The organism is Chitinophaga sp. HK235, assembly GCF_018255755.1.
GTDB lineage: Bacteria > Bacteroidota > Bacteroidia > Chitinophagales > Chitinophagaceae > Chitinophaga.
This window is the reverse complement of record NZ_CP073766.1, coordinates 4,362,381-4,383,882: the sequence shown is the minus strand read 5'-3', so window position 1 is coordinate 4,383,882 and position 21,502 is coordinate 4,362,381. Positions and strand designations below refer to the sequence as shown.

Below are 21,502 nucleotides of genomic sequence, written 5' to 3'. Positions count from 1 at the left end.
CTATGCACGCAAGTTACAGGAAACTGTTATGGCTACTCCCATGTGTAGCCCTTTCGGCACAATGTTTTACATCCACTGATGTAATAGCCCAATCAAAGAAGAAAGGCGGATGGCTTTTCGGGAAGAAAACCCCTGTGGTAGTAGCTGATACGACCGCTAAAAAGAAACCCGATACCAAAGGGCTGAAGCCTTATAAAGAAGTGATCCCGGCAGATGCTGTCTCCAGCGATGGCCTGTTTAAGGTACACCGTGTGAAAACGGACTACTTCTTCGAAATCCCGCTGAACCTGATAGGCCGGGAGTTGCTGGTAGTCAACAAACTCTCCAAAGTACCGGAACAACTCAATGAAGCCGGTGTCAATAAAGGAATGAACTATGCCAACATGGTCATCACTTTTGAAAGAGATACCCTGTTGAACAAGATCTTCCTGCGTAAATACAACCCATTCCTCGAAGTACCTGCCAACAATGCCATCGCGCAGTCTGTAGCAGATAACTTCGCCCCTTCCCTGATAGATCAGTTTAAAATAGAAGCCTATAACAAAGACACCACTGCATTCGTGATCAACGTGTCCAAACTGTTTGACGGCTCCAACAGCAGCATCAACAACGTCTTTGAATCACTCGGCCTGCCAGGCTCTCCTATTAAAGACCTGTCCCGCATCCGTGGTATCAAACCCTTTCAGGATAATGTGGTGGCCAAGTCTGAGCTGACATCCAAAATCACCGGTGTGGAAGTATCTATTGAAACCACTACCAACCTGGTACTGCTCAGCGATCAGCCGATGAAGGCCCGCTTCGCCGACAGAAGGGTAGGGCTCTTTACTACGCCCAGATGGTACTTCAGCGATGCACAGCACAAACTGGAGCAGCGGGAACTGATCACCCGCTGGCGCCTGGAACCCAAGCCGGAAGATATGCAGCGTTATAAGAATGGTGAACTGGTAGAACCTAAGAAACCGATCATATATTATATCGATGCCAGCACTCCTGCACAGTGGCGTTCTTATATCAAAGCCGGTATTGAAGACTGGCAGAAAGCCTTTGAGGCAGCCGGCTTCAAAAATGCGATCATCGCTAAAGATGCACCTGTCAACGATCCTGATTTTGATGCAGACGATGTCCGCTATTCTGTAGTGACTTACGCTGCCTCTGCCAAAGCCAACGCTATGGGGCCTTCCGTGATAGATCCCCGCAGCGGCGAAATCCTGGAAGCAGATATCATCTGGTGGCATAATGTGATGAGCACCCTGCACTCCTGGGTACGTATCCAGACAGGTGCCATCGATCCCCGCGCCCGTGGTAACCACTTCAGCGATTCCCTGATGGGGCACGCCATCCGTTTTGTATCGAGCCACGAGGTGGGGCATACCCTGGGCCTCCAGCACAATATGGGCAGCAGCTTCGCCTTCGATGTAGACTCGCTGCGTTCTCCGGAGTTCACCTCCCGCATGGGTGGTACTGCGCCTTCCATCATGGACTACGCCCGTTTTAACTACGTGGCCCAACCTGGTGATAACGTAACCCAGATCACACCTGCCATTGGCGTATACGATAAATTCGCGATCGGATGGGCTTACCGTTATACCGGTAAAAATCCGCATGAAGAGCTGGTTGAACTGAACCAACAGTTACGGGCACACGAAAATGATCCGCTCTATGCTTTCGGTGAACAACAGGATATCAGAGATGCCATCGATCCCCGCAGCCAGATAGAAGACCTGGGCAACGATGCCGTGAAAGCCAGCCGTTACGGCCTGCAGAACCTGAAACGCATCGTTCCGCAGATTCTCAGCTGGACCCGCGAAGAAGGAAGTTCTTATGATGAAGCCGGTAAAATGCTCAACAGCGCCATCGGCCAGTGGAATCAATACGGTTATCACGTAATGGCCAGTGTGGGTGGTGTCTATGTTACGCCTACCGTATATGGTCAGAAACAGAACAGCTACGTGCATGTCCCTAAAAAGAAACAACAGGATGCCGTAAAATACCTGCTGGAAGAAGTGTTTAACACACCTGCATGGCTCTTTAAAAATGAAATCTATGCGAAAAGCTATCCTATCAAGGAGAGTCCGATTGGTAATATAGAATACGGTGCACTCGTATATGCCAAAGGGTTACAGTCCTTTTTCTATTACGACCTGCTCCGTGATGAGCGCCTGTCCCGCATGATGGAAAATGAAGCCGCCAACGGCCGCGACGCCTATTCAGTTTCCGAACTGCTGTCTGATCTGCACAACGGCATCTTCGCCAAAACCATCAAAGGTCAGCCGCTGGATATTTTTGAACGTAACAGCCAGAAAGGTTTTATAGATGCACTGATTGTCAGCATCGACAAATCCACCGCCCGCCCTGACGCTAAAAAATTCCAGGACGATTTTGCCTTTAACGGTACCGACGGATTCTGTTCTTTCTCCCTGCAGCCGCAAAAAGAGGCAGAACGGGCTTCCCGTAACCTGAACTATTTCTCCATTCATCGTGTATCTGACGCCGTTAGTGCCAAACGTGGAGAAATGACACGACTGATACAGTTACTGAACAGCCGTAAAAACGGCGGAGACAGAGCCACTGCTGATCATTACAATGACCTGATCATTCGTATGCAGCAAGCGTTGAACAACAAATAAATCAATCAATCAAACCAATAAATCTGTACATCAGTCAACAATGAAAAAAAGTCAATTGTGGATGAAGATATGCTGCCTGCTCCTGGTTGTCAGCCTTTCTCCCTGGTGGGCCCAGGCACAAACCAGCTCGCGCGTCATTAAGGGGAAAGTAGTGGACGCCACTTCCGGTGAAGCATTACCAGGCGTGTCTGTATACGCCAGCAATAAAACCATCGGTACTACTACCGGTTCGGAAAACATTATCGAAAATATCAGCATCGGCGCTATCACCGATGAAAAGGGCGATTTCTCCCTGAAGCTGCCGGATTCGCTTTCCGTAAAACAACTGACCATCGGTTTCATGGGTTATGAAACCAAGCTGCTGACACTCAATTCCAGCAACCATTACAAGGTAGCACTGTCATCAGCTGGCAAAAACCTGAACGAATTTGTGTTCACCGGTTATCAGACTGTCAAAAAGAATAAATCTACCGGTGCTATCGACAAGATCAGCATGGATAAGATAGAGGTAGGAGGTGTGATGAGCGTGGAGCAGATGCTGCAAGGACAGTTGTCCGGGGTGGCGATCACACCACAGTCCGGTGCTCCTGGCCAGGCCGCCAAGATCCGCATCCGTGGTACTTCTTCCCTGCAAGGCACTCAGGACCCGCTGTGGGTAATTGACGGGCTGCCTGTAGAAGGTACCAACCTGCCTACCGCAGATGATGCCAAATCCATCGATCAGCTGTACACTTCTTCTATCGCAGGTTACAGCCCTTCTGATATCGAAAGCATCACTGTACTGAAAGATGCTGCCGCCACTGCTATCTATGGTGCGCGTGCTGCCAACGGTGTGATTGTGATCACTACTAAATCCGGTAAAAAAGGTGAGCGTTTGTCTGTCAACTACCGCAACAACTTCACCTTTACACAGAAACCAGACCTGGGCCGCCTTAATCTGATGAACAGCGACCAGAAGGTAAACCTGGAACTGGACCTGTTTACTTCTGATTTCACCTATCATGATAACAATGGTGAGGTATCCCGTATCCTCCACAAGTACAATGTTACACCGGAAGACCTCTCCACAAAAGGACTGGATGGCATCAATGCTGCTGCCCGTAATGAAATCAATGCGCTCAGAGGTATTAATACCAACTGGAATGACCTGATCTTCCGCAGTGCCTTCACCCAGGAACATGCAATCAGTGTTTCCGGAGGTGGTGATAAAGCTACCTATTATTTCAGCGGTGGTTATTATGACGAAAAAGGTGCTACCATTGGTACCAGCGCTAATCGTTATAACATCACCCTGAAAACCGACTATGACCTGACGGACAAACTGAAGTTCTCTGCCGGTATCTTTGCTAATCAGCGTCAGCAAAGTTCCTTCAATCCTAACCAAGCCGGTAATACCAACCCGGTACAGTATTCCCGTCTGGCTAATCCTTACACGCCTGTGTATGATAACAAAGGAAATTATGTATACGACAGAAACATTGGCGGCGATAGAAATGTTGTAGATTTCAACCTGCTGGAAGAACGTAAAAATACCAGCAATATGCTGAAAACCCAGTCTGTAAATACCAACTTCAAACTGGACTATGAAGTGATTCCCCGCCTGCACGTGAGTTCTCAACTGGGTATACAGTCAGATATCACCAACGGTGAACAGATAGCTCTCGAAGATACCTACTATAAAAGATTGCTGGCCGATCAGAACATGCGTTTTGATCCAGCCTCCGGTATGCAGAAAACCATTATCCCTAAAGGCGGTGTGATTAAAAATAACAACCGCAACATGCAGCAGTATACCCTCAAAACCATGGCGGAATACAGTTTCAACCTGCATAAAAACCATGACTTCAATTTTATGGTGGGTAATGAGGTGAGAAGAGTGAAAGATATAAATGCTAATACCACTCGTTATGGTTATGATCCTAAGACACTGACCACCATTCCGATCAAATTCCAGAATGATAACGATATCAATGAACTGTATACCAAGAAGAATACTAACAGCTATGTGGAAAATGCATTCGTATCTTTCTTTGGTACTGGTAGCTATACCTACCGCAACCGTTATACTTTAGGAGGTAGCATTCGTTTTGATGGCTCTGACCTGTTTGGCGTGGATCCCAAATACAAATACCTGCCTTTATGGTCTGTGAGCGGATTATGGCGTGTGATGGAAGAGCCTTTCATGCAGAATGTTCGTTTCATCAATATGCTGAATGTGCGTGCTTCTTATGGTTTGCAGGGTAATGTGGATAAAAACACTTCTCCTTTCGTAAAGGGTACTTATTACAACGTACCGATCCTGCCGGGAGACCCATTGCAGATCATCGGAGTAGAAACACCGCCGAATGCCAAACTGAGATGGGAAAAAACCATCAACAAAAACATCGGTATCGATATCAGTATCCTGAAAAACAGGGTAAGCATCACTGCTGATTATTATGATCGTCATGGTAAAGATCTGATCAACACATATGCGTTACCATTGGAAACCGGTTTTGAGGAAATGATGATCAACTGGGCAGAGATGCGTAACAGTGGTGTGGAGCTGAGCCTCAGCACCCGTAACATCATCCGCAAGGATTTCCGCTGGACAACAGACTTCAACTTCTCTTACAATAAAAACAAAGTACTACGGGAGACCCTGCGAGGCAACTCCAAGTTTCCGTCCAGAGAGGGCAGCCCTGCCAGTACTATCTGGGGTATTGATTATGCCGGTTTGAATGAACATGGTATGATCATGGTGAATTACCAGGGTAAAACACAGACATTGTCTGAGTTGCTTAAACTGAAGGATGATTTTGCCGGAGATCCTGACCTGGGTGGTTTGTTCCCATACTCTGAGCTGACCAGCGATCAGCAGCGTGCGTTGTTCCGCAACATGGGCACCTCCGATCCGCTTTACACCGGTGGTCTGAACAACAACTTTACCTATAAGCAGTTTGACCTGTCTGTAGGTCTGTTGTTCAACTTAGGCCAGAAGGTGAAGGTACAGCCTCCTTATCATCCGATCGTCTTTGACCGTGGTGCCAACGCGCCTACTGCCATCCTGGACCGCTGGACTCCGTCCAACCCGAATGGACAGTCGCCGCCACTGTTTGGCAGTGGTCCCCAGACCAGTGAAGAACTCAGATTACTGGGCCACTGGCTGGAAGACAACTATTATCAGTACGCCTCCCTGGGAATGTGGGTGAGAGACGGTGGTTATGTGCGTGTACGTAACATCACCCTGGGTTATCGTCTGCCGGAAGATGTTTGCAACCGTATCCGTCTGAAAGGCCTGAAGGTGACTGCTGAAGCGCGTAACCCATTTGTGTTTGCCCGCAACTATGATGGTTATATGGACCCGGAGACCATGGGTAACATCTATGCACAGCCTATTCCTAAAACATTCACCATCGGCCTGAATGCCACTTTCTAAAAATTGTGATCAATGCGTAAAGTAATATATACCGCCGGACTGTTGGCTGCCCTGACTGCCTTCTCTTCCTGCAAAAAATACCTGGACATTGTGCCGGTTGGGAAAGTGATCCCTACTACGGTAGAAGACTTCCGTAAAGAGCTGGATGCCGCATACATCATTACCAGCGGCTACGATAAGGGGCTATCCTCTTACCGCGGCGATGAAATAAAAATCAATGAAGCCCGTAGCGGTGATGTAAACCAGCTCCAGCCCAATTATTTCTGGGATGAGAACAATGGTGTCAATATCCTGACCTATGACTGGAGAGGTAAGTATCAGCAGATATTTTATGCCAACCATATCATTGATGCAGCACCTGGCGCCAAGGAAGGTACAGAGGAGCAGAAAAACCAGTTGATAGGAGAAGCTTACCTGTTGCGTGCACACACCCACTTTACCCTGGTAAACCTCTATGGTAAGCCCTACAATGAAGCTACTGCAGCATCTGACAAGGCAGTACCGGTAATTACCAAAGTAGACCTGGAAAAAACCAGTCCCCGTAATACGGTAAAAGAAGTATACAATCAGATAAACGCAGACCTGGAAGCTGGTCTGGCGCTGGTGAATGTAGACCAGTATGAAACAGCTACCTCGTTCCGGTTTACTAAACTGTCAGGCCTGGCGCTGTCAGCAAGGGTGTACCTGTATACCCATCAGTGGAACAAAGCCCTGGAAGCGGCCAAAGCTGTGCTGGATAAAAAGTCTGCCCTGGTGGATTTTAACAAGACCAACACTCAGCCTACCCTCTACAATTCTGTAGAAACCCTTCAGGCTTTTGAGCAGCCTTATAACTCTGTTACAACATTGACAGCTTTGGTATCAGATAAATTGTATGCTTCGTATAATACTACCGGTGACCTGCGCCTGAAAATCTTCTACGGCAAAGACAGCAAAAACAACAATACCGTTCTGAAGACAGCTAACAACAACAGCTACCGCCAGTCTTTCCGCGTAGCTGAAATGTACCTGATCGCGGCAGAAGCAGCTGCACAGCTGAACCAGCCGGAACAGGCCCGCAACTACCTGAACCAGCTTAAACAATACCGCCTCACGCCTGATTTTTACCAGACAGAAGTAACCAGGCTGGCATCCCTCAGCGGTAATGCCCTCCTGCAGGAGATCTATGATGAAAGATTCCGTGAGCTCTCCTTTGAAGGCCACCGCTGGTTTGACCTGAGAAGAACCACACAGCCACAGATTGTGCATACTATAAAAAGTAAAACAGTCACTTTGCAGGCTGGTGATCCAAGATACACTATCCGGATACCAACAGATGCCATAGCCAACAATCCGCTGCTGGCGGAATAACGCAAAAGGTTATCTTTATTAAAAAACAGGGACTGCCCGTTTGGTGCAGTCCCTGTTTTTATGTTTGTTAATTGCCTGCCGCTTTTCCCCGGTCCCTGCCTGGGGGCATTAAGGTTTTGTTAAAGTACTTCGGCAGTATAGAGGGAACCATCATATTTCAATGTATTAGTATGACGAAACGATGTTTATAAAAGATCACGCACATCTTTGTGAAACCCGGTATCTGTAAGCAGCACTGATCTGTAAAAACCTGACAAGTATTCTGTACTCATGCTTATGTATATAAAAAAGTATTTAAAATGCATGCTATTTACAGTATGTACATTATTCGGCATTACTTTCGGTTGCCAGAAACAAACCTATAGTAGTGCAGAAAACCTCAATGGTGAAGATATCCCGTATGTTGACCTCATAAACGGGCACGGCTGGCGGCGTTTTTCCGGCGCCACTATAAAGCCTGAGGGTATATTGATACAGGGCCTGGACAGAGGTACTGTGCCTAAGCCTGCGGTACCGGGAGAAACAATCCCGGATGGTGTCGATAACAACACTACTCCCAATCCGCCGTATAACCTGCAATTGCCTTATCTCAAAGTAAAAGGTGATTTTATCCTTTCTGCCACCATCACCATACAATCCCGGAAAAGCGCAATGATCTATTTCTGTGGACAGCTTCCTGATAGCTACGATGAATGGAAACAGGAAGGTAAATCCATTGCCATCGGTGTAAAGGACGAAATGATGCATCTCATTATCCGCGATGGAAAATCAGTCATAGAACAGCATACTGTAGACATCGGTGATCCGAAGACGATACAGTTTATGGTGAAAAGGAGTGGCAATAAAATCGAGTACTATGTAAATAACATACTGGCAGGCAGCTTTGAGGATGTCTACCATATTTTTGAACAGGGAAAGGTATACTTCGGTGCAGAAGCAGAGGCCGGCAGTACCTTCCTGCTCAATAAACTGCAGGCTAAACCGGCAAACGAAATGGCCCGGATAGAAGTGCTTGATAATAAAGTGCCCCCGATAATAAAAAAATAACGCATTCCATAACCTGGTGAGGCGGTTGCTGCAGCGACATGTACCATAAAATCCCGGCTGAAAGGAGCGGAGGAATAGGTATGCCGGGCTTTTGGTATATTTGTTTTACTTATGCTATTCCGTTTTCCTCCTATAGACGCACCTGTTGCGGATCCTACTTATCTAACCTTCGATGGTGAAACCTTTGCCAAGTTGAAGCAGGAATCCAAGGCGGGTAAACGTACGGTCTTCCTGACCGAGCACACCCTCATTTTTGTGACCAAAGGGATCAAACTGCTGCATTTGCCCGGAGAGACAATAGAAGCAGGCCCGGAAACAGTGGTACTGCTGAAGAAAGGGATCTATGTGATGGCAGAATACATTGAGCAAGGTTTGAATTTTGAAGCAATGATGTTGTTCCTGCCGGTAAAGCTGTTGAAGGCTGTTTCCACAGAGCCATTTTTTAACAGCAGGAAAGTAGCGGCAGCAGCACCCTGTGTGGTCTTCCCCGGTGGAGAACTGGTGCAGGCCTTCAAAAAGCAGCTGCGGATGTATTTCAACAAACCGTTATTGCATACAGATCAACTGCTGTCATTGAAACAGCGGGAGATCTTGTTGCTGCTTATGAACTCCGGCCATCAGCGGGATGTATGCGAGTTTATTACCGGTGCACTCAGCACCGACCCGGAAGATCTGGACTATATTGTCCGTACCTATCTGTTGCAACCCGTGACCATAGAAGACCTGGCCGATCTTACGAACCGTAGCCTGGCGACCTTTAAACGGGACTTTCAACGTATATACCAGATGCCTCCCCGGCAATGGATCAATGAACAGCGGCTGGCACATGCCCGGCTGCTGATAGACAATACCCAGCTGCAGGTCTCGGAGATAGCCTGGCAATGCGGTTACGACAATATCTCCTACTTCATCCGCATCTTCAAAAAGAAGTATGGCAGCACCCCGCAGGCACTACGAGCCGAAACGACTATCAATTGAGCTATCCGGACTATCCAGCTCCTGAAGCACTACCTAATTTCGTGTTATAAATCAGATAGCATGAAAATTATACTTATTGGTGGTCAGGGTACCATCGGGAAAAGAGTAGCAGCAGCGCTGGCCCCCAGACACGAACTGATTATTGCCGGCCGCAACAGCGGCGATATACAGGTCGACATTGCCTCCGAAACATCCATTGAAAACATGTTCAGCCAGCTGAAAATGGTAGACGCCTGCATCTGCACCGCCGGAACCGGCTATTACGGCGACTTTCAGACGATGCGGCAGCAGCACATGCTCGCCGGTATAACAGGAAAACTTATGGGACAGGTCAATCTGGTGCTGATCGGGAAACAATATCTTTCTGAAGGGGGCTCTTTTACACTAACCTCCGGTATCGCTGCAGAACATCCCGCCAAAAACGGCACCACCGTGGCCATGATTAATGGTGCAGTGAATAGCTTTGTGCTGGGCGCCGCCCAGGAACTGAAAAAAGATCAGCGTATCAATGTTGTCAGCCCCGGACTGGTGGAAGATAGCAAAGAGCGCTATGGCGCTATGTTCCCTGGATACAACCTGGTACCTATGGAGAAGCTGGTCAATGCCTATTTATTGAGTGTAGAAGGGGCGGTGAATGGGAAGATTATTAAGGTTTATTCATGAATCCCCCAAATCAGGGACTATGAAGAGTTGGTATAGCTTGATTTATTGATGTATTAATACATCGAGCTGTTAACATAACTTGTCTATGTTTTTCAAGTGGGTTAATTTTAAAAAATTGTGATTCGCAGTAATCTATTTAATCATATTGAATTGATATGCCCCAAAAGAAGGTAACAAAGAGTGAGTATTTGCAAATGCGTGATTTTGGACCAAAAGATGATTTGTGCCTTTGCGAAGAGGTGAATATCTACGAGTTCTTTTCTATAATAGGTAAAAGAGCAGCTACCAATGCAATTAATGAGAATAAAGCAATGGAATTACCCGTGACTTACCTGAAAGAAGGGTGGGTAGTTCGTGAGATGCCTGGGGGAGAAGTAGAACGGATTGTAGAAATACAGTCATCACCAGGAAAATGGAGAAAAGGAACTGTAATAGATATTAGAAAAGGCCATTAAGGGTATGTTTTTAGCCAATCGGAAGAGGCCCGATTTACCAGGTTAACTGTTCGTATCATACATCTCCTGAATAGACACACATCTGAAAACAATCCCCTCTTTTTCTTCTACATGTGATTCATGATAATGCCCGTAATACCACATTCTGCACCCCGCTGCACAGACATGTTGATATACCTGGCTCATAAGCAGTCTTTCATTTTTAAGCTCCGCTGAAAGGTCGTTGCCTGCAGTCAACTCTTTGGCGATGAAGTGCAATACAAGAGGATTATAAGTGTGTGGCCATACTTCCCTGGGAGCGATATGACTGATAACCATATCTATACCGTTGGCACAGGCAGCCTTTAATAACGGCTCGTTGTAAACCACGGTTTCATCCGCCCAGTAATTTTTGTTTAGTATCCTGCTGGTCCTGTCAATAGAGATGCCTCCGCCAATGAACAGTATTTTGTGTTGTTCTATTGTTCTCACTTCATAATCCTGTATGAGGTGTACATTTTTCAGATGTAGTTGATCCCGGTGATCCCAAAACCACTTATTGTCATGGTTGCCCCTGATGATGTAAAGGTGGTTTTGGGTTTTTTGAAGAAACTTATCCACCTGGGCCAGTGCTTTTTTGTCGTGGTCAACTGGCTGAAACCCTAAGCCCCAGTCGCCTACCTGGATAAATGTAGTATTTTCCAACCCCAGCTTTTGAATCCGGGATAACATTTCAGGATAGCCGCCATGAAGGTCTCCGACAATGATCATAGTATAAAAATGAACCTTATAATACTAATTTCTCCTGACATATCTTTGTATCGATGACAGACCTCTCTTCCTTCCAGCACGCCATCTACAAATTTTATCCGCTTTCTCCGGCGGAATGGGAAGATTTTTCCACCAAAGTCATCATCAAAAAATTTAATAAAGGTGATTTCCTCATCAGGGAAGCGCAGGTAGAGAATTTTATCTATTTCCTGCAGAAAGGGGCTACCCGTAACTATTTTATCAAAGATGGGAAAGAGTTTACGGTGGATTTTCTTTTTGAAGGGGAGATGGTGACCGCTTACTATTCTTTTATCTCCAGGGAGCCGAGCACGATTTTTATTGAAGTGTTGGAAGATGCTGAAGTGATAGCGATCCCTTTCCGGTTTTTGCAGGAGTTTTACGCGAAATATCATAACGGGGAGAAGATCGGCCGGCTGATTGCGGAATACCAGTATATGAAGCGGCTGAAGAAGGAGATGGACCTGCTGTCGCGTACGGCAGAGGAACGTTATGCGGCGCTAATGGAGCGGAATCCGGCGCTGATACAGCAGATATCCGTTAAACATCTGTCTTCCTACCTGGGCATCCAGCCCGAGAGCCTGAGCCGTATCCGCAGGCAACAGTCCCGAAACTAACATACATCATTTTCATCGGGGACAGGAATGTGGAATTTTGTACCAGACAAAACAACACAATCATGAAACCTCAGATCGTATTAGTGGTAATATTTGTGGCGGCCCTGCTGGTGGCGAAACTGGTCACCGGCGCCTGGCAGCTGACATTCAGCGGCAACCTCGCCATGTGCTGTATGTTATGCTTCACTGCCCTCGGACATTTTATGTTTGCCAAAGGCATGACCATGATGATCCCTCCCTTTATCCCCTTCAGGAAAGCCTGGGTGTATATCACCGGCGTGGCGGAAGTGCTGATGGGAATTGCCTTGATGATACCATCACAGCGGATGCTGGCAGCCTATATCTTAATTCTCTTTTTTATCCTGATACTACCCGCTAATATTTATGCCGCCATCAAACATGTGAACCTGGAAAAGGGCACCTTTGACGGTCCTGGTCCTGGCTACCTCTGGTACCGGATCCCCGAACAGCTGTTTTTTATCGCCTGGGTATATTTCTTTTCCATTCAAGGATTTTAAGATGATGTACGAAGTAGATATTACGAACAGGGAAACGGTTGTTTTCGTAAACAGCATCAGGGCAAAGAATCTGAAAGGCTTCTGCTGGCTGTGGTTCAACCTGCCCGGGATCATCCGGTCGGTGAAGCGGCATCACGGTGCTTATGAGTGTATTCCCGCACTGGTAAGTCCGCTGCAGATAGTGATGGTCAGCTATTGGCTCAGCTATCGTGAATTGGGAGAATATTATAAAAGCGACTGGCACCAGCGTTTTACACAGTTTACAACAAAAAATCCCACCGCCCTCGGGATGTTTTTTGAAAGCTATGCAGTAGAGAAGTCAGGACGGTATATCAATGGCGTTTTCGGGTTGGGAAAGAATTTCAGGCGGAAGATGTGATATCACTCCCATTCCCACTTATCCTTAGCGGAAGCCCTCCAGGCCCTTTGATCATATGAAAGCAGATGTAATTCTTTTATACCGGGATCTATCTTTACGATTTCAGAAAGTGCTACTATCCGAACATCCTGCTCATCGGTTTCTTCTTCGCTGAGGAATTGCCAGTCTCCGTCTTCATCATGGTATACATAGAGAATCGGGCTGCCTTCCAGTATTTGACGGGAGGTGAATACAGCAAGATTTTTCTCTTCCTGAAACATAAAATCACTGTTACGGTCAAGCAATGGCTGTTTCCGCAGCCAGTTGGGATTAAATTCCGGTTCCCATGGAAACAGAGATTGTTTATCGGGCCATATCAGCTGAAGGGCAGGAAAACGGCTATGGTCATAGAAAAAACAACCTGTTCCCAGATAGTAAGGGTAATAAGCCTGATCTACTGTCAGGAATTGAACCGGGTAGTTGTCCAGAAAATCATCATATGATGTACAAGGAGCAAAGGCTTGGCCTTGTTTGATAAGATCACAGGTATCGTTCAACAGGCTGGCCATCAGTTCAACAGAAAGCCCGAAACAAATGATTTCGGGGTGTCCGTACTGCTGATATAACCCTATGGTATAGGCGAAAGCAGGCAGGTAGTCATCTTCCGGAACCTGTACAATAAAGCATCCATACTGATTTATTTTCTCCTGTATTTTTTCCTTTGATACAGGAAGATGCTGACATTGATCGTCTGACATGGTTCTTGTTTGGCGTAAAAATATTGATTTTAATATGAGCAGTTATGATGTATTTTTATTGCAAACAGTGAACAAACATGAAGAAATGGACCTTACCCATGCTGCTACTGCTGCTTTGCTGGCAGGTACAGGCAGTCACCCCTTTAAAAGTATTACAGTTCAATATCTGGCAGGAAGGCACTGTGGTGCCCGGCGGCTTCGAAGCGATCGCTGATGAAATCATTCATACCGGTGCAGATGTAGTTACCTTCAGTGAGGTGCGCAACTACCATCAGACACGTTTCTGCGAACGTATCAAGGCTGCACTGGCAACAAGGGGCAGGACTTTCTATTCCGAATACAGCTACGACTCAGGTATTTTATCGGCTTATCCACTGGAGAGCTTTGCCACTATCAGTCCGGAGAAAGACGACCACGGTTCGGTATATAAAGCAGTGATCAAAGTAAAAGGTACTAACGTAGCCGTATATACGGCGCATCTGGATTATCTGCATTCGGCCAATTACCTGCCCAGAGGTTACCATAGCAGTACCTGGAAGAAGTTACCGGCACCGGTAACGCAGGTAGATAGTGTACTGGCCGATAATCGTGCCTCCCTGCGGGATGAGGAAATAGCGCTGTTCCTCTCTGATGCCCGCCAGGAGATCGCTAAAGGCCATCTGGTGATATTAGGTGGTGATTTTAATGAGCCATCCCATCGTGACTGGATAGCTGCCACCAAAGACCTGTTTGACCACAACGGTACCATTATCCCCTGGAATGTGACGATGTCGCTGGAACAACAGGGTTTTACCGATGCATACCGCAAGCGGTATCCTAATCCGGTTACCCATCCGGGGTTTACATTTCCGGCGGGTAATACAGCCGTTCCCGTTAGTAAACTGGCCTGGGCGCCTGATGCTGATGACCGCGACCGCATCGATTTTATCTTTTTTTATCCTGACAAAAGATTACAGCTGAAAGATGCCGTGATCGTAGGACCCCGTGCTTCGGTGGTATATGGAGCTGTTAAAGAAGAAACATCAAAAGACCCGTTTATGGCGCCTAAAGGCGTATGGTCTACCGATCATAAAGCCCTGCTGGTTACTTTTGTGTTGAAGTAAGATAACGACTGATACCGATAAACAAGAGCGACAGCAAAAGAAAAATGCCCGTAACGCCCAGCGCGTTGACTAATACCTGCGGTATCCCTATCCGGGCGGCATCCACAAACGGATAGGGATAAAAGCCGGAAAAGGAACCCCGGCCAAGAATAAAAATAAAATAAACCAGCGGGTATAACAACCATGTCCAGCACTGTTTCCAGTCCATCCGGCGACGGGCGGTAAACAAAACCCAGTATAACAGAAACAGCAGGGGTATCACACTATGCAACAGTTCATCCACTATTTTCTGTAAGCCATGTGGCTGCCATAACAAACGCAGAACCACATTGTAAATAATACCTACTACCAGGATATAAACCGTAATAGCGGTAAGTGTACCGGCTCTGGAAAAGAAACGGGAGCCGGGATACAGCCACAGCGTGGTACTACAGACTGCCACCATCAGATTGGTGAGTATAGTGAAATAACTGAAAAACCGGATGGTCAGTTCCGGTACGGGCGCAACTCCGCTGTTGATCATCAGGTAAAACTGGGCTATCAGCGCAAACCATCCGAGTAGGGACAACGCAGCCATGAAGCTTCGGGATCGTTTCATTTCCATAGTATAAGTATACGTTTTTTTAGATTTATATTTCTCAAACCCCTGCGGGCTTCGCTTTTACCCGAAAGTTTCATTTCTTTATAGACAGATAACCCGCACCTATGGAATATTTTGAGAACCACATCATGAAAGACGTACGGGAAGATGGTCGTATCAACCTGCAACGTAAAAGACTTGTCAAACTGCCGCCCGGATACCAGGCTGCTGCAAGACTTCCATATATACATTTCGATCTGAGTTATAATGATGCTCTGAAACACAGGACTGTAATAGAGGAGCTGACGGCAATACCTCAGCTGCAAGGGCTGACCATGATACAAACAGCCCTAAAGGAACTGCCCGACAATATTGCCCGGCTGCAAAACCTGGAGATACTGGATATTTCTGATAACAAAATGGGTGATTGTCATGATGTGTTGTCTGGCCTGAAACAACTGCGGGTATTACATCTTGAAAAAAATAAACTGACTGCATTCCCGGTATTTTCACAGCCCATGGAAAAGCTGGAAGCACTTTACATGGGTAATAATACCATCTGTTCTTTGCCACAGGACCTTTCGGTGTTGCCGTCCTTGAAAATACTGGACGTCAGCAATGCCCATCTGATCGGCCTTCCGCAGACACTGGCCTCCTTACCACATCTGGAAACACTGGTGCTGGATGGTAATACCGCCCTGCACATGGACGAGGTCTTTCAGCTGCTGGCCGGATGTAAAGCCCTGAGACATTTGTCTATACGTAATTGTGGCATTACTAAGCTGCCTGATTCCTTTAAGTTGTTACAACAACTGGTGTCCATCGATGTGCGGGAAAATGGGCTGACCAGTCTGCCGGAAATGCCCAATATCACAGCTATTGAATGTGACTGGCGTTTGCCGGCGCCGTTTTATATCAATATGATCAAAGACCGGCGCGACATCACTTCTTTCTCCCAAAGTAAAATACAGCGTTATTACAATAACGGAAAGGCAACCCTGCCCGATAATATAGCAGCATTGCAATATGTGACATCGTTCACGTTTTATGAGCTGGAAGAGTTGCCCGCTGCAGTAGGAGGCTTAACGCAAGCGAAGAATATTCTTTTCTTCAACGGAAATTATCATACGCTACCCGACTTGTCGGGACTGACAGCCCTGGAAAACTTATCGTTTTCCGGTGCACAGATGGAGGTCTTCCCGGAGTTTGTATATCAGCTACCGGCATTAAAAAGCCTGCTGATTGCAGACAGTAATGGCCGCCCTGATTACGAGCGTATATCCAGGATGCCGGCCCTGGAAACACTCATGACTACACATATGACGGATGAAGACCTGCAACCCTTTCTGCAGCCGGTGAATGGAAGGTATATCAATGTGGTGCTGACAGCCGTGCCTTTGCCAGCAGCCTTTTATGACCTGCCCTGTGTGGAATCATTTGATTTTAACAGCCGTAATAAACTGAACCTGGACGAAACCATGCTGTATCTGAAAAGGTTGCCGCACTTGAAAACACTGGTGTTCCGGTCTTCCGACAGACGTCCTTTTGCAACCTATATCAACTGGTTAAAAGAAATGTCAGTGCTGCGCGATGTGACCCTGTATGTAGATGAACAGCAGGTACCGGCATCGCTGGCAGAATTAACACATCTCGATAAGATCAGGCTGGAATGGAGCGAAGGGCAGACAGCAGTGCCTGATTTGCCGCTGGCCCTCGCCAATACTCCTGCAGGACAGATGGTGTTGGAAAAGAAAGCTTATACTGCCGCCTACCTCCATGCATTTGAACAGCTGCCTTTGCTGAACCTGGAAGAGCCCTTACTACGTATGATCGCTTTCGGGGTACTGGCGCGCCGTTATGATGCATTGAAGGAACTGTTGCCCAGCCCTTTTGATGCAGCAGGCAAACTGCCGGACGCTCGTGTGTATATAACCGGACAATCCACCATCGGCTCCCGGAGAGAGCTGGCAGCCATGCTGGAAGCCAGAGGAGCGAGGGTAGTGAAGGAGCTGGAAGAAGCCACCCACGTTTATCTCGGTCTGGACGTGACCACCAACGCCATCAAACAGATCATCCACCAGGATCTGGGTTTCATTCTGGAAGATCATCTTAAACAACTGGAAATAAAAGACCTTGCGCCATTCCTCATGCAGGAAGAAAACAAGGAACTTACAACTCAGGTAACACGACTGCTGAAATCGAAAGAAGAGAATGATATGTGGTTGTTACTGGAGATGGTGAGGGGAGGAGGTGCGAATAAAATATTGCTCAGTTATCTGGCAGCCATTCATCTTTTTCACAGCAATAAAGAGATTGCCCTGCAGGCAAAAATGCTGTTCCGGCAATATGCTTCAGCCGCTTTACAGCACCATATTCGCATTACCTGGAAAGATGAATACACCCATAAACGGGAAGATGTTTATTCATCAGTATACCTGCACCCGGAACTGGATGTTTTTGCTTTTTTACTGGCAGTGAAAATCATTGACAATAGAAACGATAGTTCCTTCCTGTACCTGCCTCATATCCCGGACCATGCTGTGACAGATAGTCTGAAGGACCTGGATTTTATTAAAGCACTGTATATCGATAGCCCCCGTGATGGAGAACTGTCACGGTTGCTGAATAGTATACAACATATGGAGTTACACCGGTTGGAGGTTACAGCGCCACTGACCACGTTGCCGGTTGCAGTATGGACTATGCCTACGATGAGCAATATTTCGCTGAACCTGAAGGATGTTGCCGGTTTTACAGTGCCTGTATTGGATGATGCCGATGTAACAGTGCTCCATCTGTCTATCACAAAGGGCAAAATATTGCATGCTGAAAGACTGACAGCTTGCCGGCAGATGATCGGCCTCACCTTGTCTGATTGTGGTCTTGAAACAGCAGACTTTCTTGCCTCCATGTGCAAACTGGATAAACTGGACCTTGAAAATAATAAACTCACTGCGCTCCCTGGGGGCTTGGGCCAGCTGAAGCAACTGAAGGAGCTGACTATCACCGGTAATGAAATAACGGAAAGTGATGTGGAGGCCTTCATTCTGAAAGGGCTGATATATCTGAATCATAAATACCTCAAGCGGAAATAACAGACATTTTATACCTATGGAATACAGACAGATGTATGAAGAACCCGGTATCTTCGAAACCGGCGAAATAAAAGATGCAAAAGATTGTGAACATCCCAAAGTACGTTTCAATCTCCAGCGCAAGCGGTTGAAAACGATGCCTAAAGGATTCGAAGCGGCGGCTCATATACCGCATGTGCAGTTTGACCTCAGCTACAATTCAGGGCTGGACCATGCAACAGTCATCACTGAGCTGTCGGCATTGCCCCACCTGAAAGGGCTGGGCATGACCAAAACCGAAATGGAAGTGCTGCCGGACAATATCGGCACCTTACAGGAGCTGGAAGCGCTGGAAGTGACCGGTAACAAGCTAAAGGCCTTGCCCGACAGTATCGGACAGCTGAAAAACCTGCGTATACTCAACCTGCGTACCAATCGTTTTACTACCTTCCCCAAAAACCTGGTGGGCCTGCATCAGCTGGAGCAGCTGAGTTTCCGCTTTAATGAAATCAAAACACTGCCCAAAGATCTTTCCGAATTCCCGCGGCTGCAGATACTGGAACTTTCTTCCAATGGCATTGCGGCATTACCGCCGGCAATAAAAGACCTGACACAACTGAAAGAGCTGCATATAAAATACAATAAGCTCACTAGTCTGCCGGAGGAGCTGGGCTCCCTGCAGGAACTGGAAGTAGTGGCCCTCAACGGCAATGAAAAACTGGATGTCGACCAGGCTATCCGTGTGCTGGCCAATTGTAAAAAGCTGAGGAAGCTGCGGCTCAAAGGCCTGTCCATGGAAACATTACCGGATTCCATTACGTTATTGGAAAACCTGGAATCCATTGACCTGGAAGGCAACCGGTTCAAAGAGCTGCCACCAGTGCTGGGGCAGTTAAAAAAGCTGAAGGAAATCATTGGGTTCGGAGAACTGCCGGCTCCGTTCTATATCGATATGATCAAAGACCGGACGGATATTACCACCTTCAGCTATTACCGCATACAGCCCTATATGCATAACGGGCTGGCGTCCCTGCCTGAAAATGTGGAGTCATTACGCTATGTCACTTCCATGGAGTTGCGTAAGCTACAGGCTTTACCCGCTTCCTTGGGCCGGTTGAGCGGACTGATATCCCTTGCGTTTAATAAGTGTGATTTCTCTTCACTACCGGATTTGTCCGGCCTTACAGCACTGGAAAATCTCTCCTTCTCAGATACGACACTGACGACATTCCCTGAATTTATATACAAACTGCCGGCACTGAAGAGTCTTACACTGGACAACTGTACCGTGAGTCCTGATTTCGCCAGGCTGGCGCAACTGCCTCAGCTGGAGAAACTGCAGATCAGCCATATAACGGATACGGACCTACGGCTTTTGCAGCAGGCTCCCCGCCTCAGCCATGTACAGCTCGCCTGGGATGTTACTTCTCTGCCGGAGGCGTTCTATGAGCTACCTGGGGTGCATACCTTCAGTTTTAACGACTATCCTCAAATAGACCCTGATAGCATACTATCCAGTCTGCAACGTATGCCTGGCCTTCAGTGGCTGATTTTCAACCGCAACACTTATCGGCCTTTTGAGTGGTATATCAGCCGTTTAAAAGAGCTGCCTTTGTTGAAAAGGGTGCTTATCTACGTAGATAGTCCGGTGCTTCCTGTCAGTCTGCTGGAGCTGTCGCATCTGGAAAGGGTAAAGATTAGATTTAGCTCAGAATGTCTTTATGATCGGGCCCGGGATGGACGGAAAGAGCTGGATGTACCACTGGCGCTGGCCAATACCAGAGATGGGCAGATCAGATTACCGGACGCTCCTGCGGCTGCCCCCTTCAGAACAGCCTTCGAACAGCTGGCTACCCTGGGCCTGACAGATGCCAGACGGCGGGAAATCGCATTCGGCCTGCTGGCACACCGCTATGCTGCGCTGAAAGAACTGTTGCCATATCCTTTTGATGCTGCAGGAAACATACCGGGAGCTCGTGTGTTTATCACAGGAACGCCTACACTGAGTATGAAGAAAGACCTGGCGGCCATGCTGGTCAACAGAGGAGCGGGCATTGCAAAGGAGGTGAAAGATGCCACCCATATTTTCCTGGGGCAGAATATCAACCCTGCGATTATCGGAGATATTTTCAGGGAAGACCACCAATATATTTTGGAAGACCACCTGAAAGCCCAGGAGATAAAGGACGATACGCCTTTCCTGATGATGGAGGAAAACAGCGAACTGACCACGCAGATCACGAGGTTGCTGAAACAGCAGGAAACAGATAATATCCCGCTGGTGCTGGAAATGATTGCCGGCGGAGGAGCCGGCAAAGTATTGCTGAGCTACCTGGCGGCCATCCATCTTTTCCATAAGGATGCGGATATCAGAAAACAGTCGAGGACATTGTTCCGGAAATATGCTTCCGCCACCTTACAGCATCATATCAAATCCAACTGGAAAGACAAATACAAAGACAGGTCAGAAGATGACTGCCGGCCCTTGTATATTCATCCTGAACTGGATGTCTGTGCTTTCTTACTGGCTTTTCATATGGTGAGAATACATGAGCCGGGAAATCCCCGTCGCCCTACCGGTCTGGTGTTACGGGATGTGCCGGCTGCCGGGATCAGCGAAATACTGACCGACTTCGGGCATATCACCTATCTGAACCTCGACCTGAAGGATACACTGGATTTTCCACGGCTGGTAGGATATATTCAACAGTTACCGCTCACCCATCTATCGCTGCGCCTAACCACTGATACGGTGCCCGCTGCGTTGTTTGCCATGCCGTTACTGCATACGCTGACGATCACCACCAGATCAGCCACCTCATTGACTATTCCGGTGCTGGACGGACTGAATGTCCCCATCACTGATCTGAGAATATATAATACGCCGCTGCTGCATGCAGAGCGTCTGGTGGCTTGTAAGCAGTTAAAAAATCTCAATTTGTCTTCCTGTAGTCTGCCAGAGGTGTCATTTATTGCTTCCATGAGCGGGCTTCAGCGGCTGGAGTTGACAAATACCGGTATCACACAGATCCCTGCTTCCTTTTATCAGCTGCAGGAGCTGGAAGAGTTCGACCTGACCTGCAACGATCTTTCTGCCAATACTTTTGATTTTAAACAGTTGAAGAAACTGCAGACAGTATACGTCAAGAACAGAGAACGTTTAATATTCTAAGTATATGCTGTCCCGT

The 21,502-nt window shown here is 47.3% G+C and carries 16 protein-coding genes; 13 read left to right on the top strand and 3 right to left on the bottom strand.

Going from position 1 to position 21,502, the window contains the following annotated elements:
* Nucleotides 1-2 precede the first annotated feature (2 nt).
* From KD145_RS15985 to KD145_RS15955, 7 genes are all read left to right on the top strand, one after another.
* Nucleotides 3-2,627, top strand: a complete 2,625-nt coding sequence (locus tag KD145_RS15985; RefSeq protein ID WP_211999872.1) for a zinc-dependent metalloprotease — start codon at nucleotides 3-5, stop codon at nucleotides 2,625-2,627.
* Nucleotides 2,628-2,667: 40 nt separating this feature from the next.
* A complete protein-coding gene (locus tag KD145_RS15980; RefSeq protein WP_211999871.1) occupies nucleotides 2,668-6,045 on the top strand; it encodes a SusC/RagA family TonB-linked outer membrane protein in 3,378 nt (1,125 codons plus the stop codon).
* A 12-nt stretch (nucleotides 6,046-6,057) separates the two neighbouring features.
* Nucleotides 6,058-7,395 (top strand): RagB/SusD family nutrient uptake outer membrane protein, encoded by a 1,338-nt coding sequence (locus KD145_RS15975; RefSeq protein ID WP_211999870.1) that lies wholly within the window; start codon nucleotides 6,058-6,060, stop codon nucleotides 7,393-7,395.
* Between the two features lie 303 nt (nucleotides 7,396-7,698).
* Nucleotides 7,699-8,442, top strand: coding sequence for a hypothetical protein (locus tag KD145_RS15970; protein WP_211999867.1), 744 nt, complete (start codon nucleotides 7,699-7,701; stop codon nucleotides 8,440-8,442).
* Nucleotides 8,443-8,553: 111 nt separating this feature from the next.
* Nucleotides 8,554-9,420, top strand: a complete 867-nt coding sequence (locus KD145_RS15965; RefSeq protein ID WP_211999865.1) for an AraC family transcriptional regulator — start codon at nucleotides 8,554-8,556, stop codon at nucleotides 9,418-9,420.
* Nucleotides 9,421-9,480: 60 nt separating this feature from the next.
* Nucleotides 9,481-10,083 (top strand): short chain dehydrogenase, encoded by a 603-nt coding sequence (locus tag KD145_RS15960; protein ID WP_211999864.1) that lies wholly within the window; start codon nucleotides 9,481-9,483, stop codon nucleotides 10,081-10,083.
* 155 nt (nucleotides 10,084-10,238) lie between these two features.
* Nucleotides 10,239-10,538 carry a hypothetical protein gene (locus KD145_RS15955; RefSeq protein ID WP_211999862.1) on the top strand — a complete coding sequence of 100 codons (300 nt, stop codon included), beginning with the start codon at nucleotides 10,239-10,241 and terminating at the stop codon, nucleotides 10,536-10,538.
* A gap of 42 nt (nucleotides 10,539-10,580) precedes the next feature.
* Here KD145_RS15955 and KD145_RS15950 read toward each other — a convergent pair whose 3' ends face one another.
* Nucleotides 10,581-11,288: a metallophosphoesterase gene (locus tag KD145_RS15950; protein WP_211999861.1), complete on the bottom strand. Its 708-nt coding sequence runs from the start codon at nucleotides 11,286-11,288 to the stop codon at nucleotides 10,581-10,583.
* Nucleotides 11,289-11,341: 53 nt separating this feature from the next.
* Between KD145_RS15950 and KD145_RS15945 the strand changes: the two genes are divergently transcribed.
* The 3 genes from KD145_RS15945 (at nucleotide 11,342) to KD145_RS15935 (ending at nucleotide 12,820) form a co-directional block, all read left to right on the top strand.
* Nucleotides 11,342-11,923, top strand: coding sequence for a Crp/Fnr family transcriptional regulator (locus tag KD145_RS15945; protein ID WP_211999860.1), 582 nt, complete (start codon nucleotides 11,342-11,344; stop codon nucleotides 11,921-11,923).
* A gap of 62 nt (nucleotides 11,924-11,985) precedes the next feature.
* Nucleotides 11,986-12,441: a hypothetical protein gene (locus tag KD145_RS15940; RefSeq protein ID WP_211999859.1), complete on the top strand. Its 456-nt coding sequence runs from the start codon at nucleotides 11,986-11,988 to the stop codon at nucleotides 12,439-12,441.
* A 1-nt stretch (nucleotide 12,442) separates the two neighbouring features.
* The gene (locus KD145_RS15935; protein ID WP_211999858.1) at nucleotides 12,443-12,820 is read left to right on the top strand and encodes a hypothetical protein; all 378 of its coding nucleotides are present in this window, start codon (nucleotides 12,443-12,445) and stop codon (nucleotides 12,818-12,820) included.
* 2 nt (nucleotides 12,821-12,822) lie between these two features.
* Here KD145_RS15935 and KD145_RS15930 read toward each other — a convergent pair whose 3' ends face one another.
* Nucleotides 12,823-13,557 (bottom strand): DUF4262 domain-containing protein, encoded by a 735-nt coding sequence (locus KD145_RS15930; protein ID WP_211999857.1) that lies wholly within the window; start codon nucleotides 13,555-13,557, stop codon nucleotides 12,823-12,825.
* Between the two features lie 77 nt (nucleotides 13,558-13,634).
* On the opposite strand from KD145_RS15930, the gene KD145_RS15925 reads away from it, so the two are divergent.
* Nucleotides 13,635-14,660: an endonuclease/exonuclease/phosphatase family protein gene (locus KD145_RS15925; protein ID WP_211999856.1), complete on the top strand. Its 1,026-nt coding sequence runs from the start codon at nucleotides 13,635-13,637 to the stop codon at nucleotides 14,658-14,660.
* On the opposite strand, the gene KD145_RS15920 is transcribed toward KD145_RS15925, so the two are convergent.
* Entirely contained in the window at nucleotides 14,641-15,258 is a 618-nt protein-coding gene (locus KD145_RS15920) for a Pr6Pr family membrane protein (protein WP_211999854.1), read from the bottom strand. The genes KD145_RS15925 and KD145_RS15920 overlap by 20 nt on opposite strands.
* A gap of 107 nt (nucleotides 15,259-15,365) precedes the next feature.
* On the opposite strand from KD145_RS15920, the gene KD145_RS15915 reads away from it, so the two are divergent.
* Complete coding sequence (locus KD145_RS15915; protein ID WP_211999853.1) at nucleotides 15,366-18,335, top strand: hypothetical protein; 2,970 nt, start codon at nucleotides 15,366-15,368, stop codon at nucleotides 18,333-18,335.
* A gap of 16 nt (nucleotides 18,336-18,351) precedes the next feature.
* A complete protein-coding gene (locus KD145_RS15910) occupies nucleotides 18,352-21,486 on the top strand; it encodes a leucine-rich repeat domain-containing protein (protein ID WP_211999848.1) in 3,135 nt (1,044 codons plus the stop codon).
* Nucleotides 21,487-21,502: the final 16 nt, after the last annotated feature.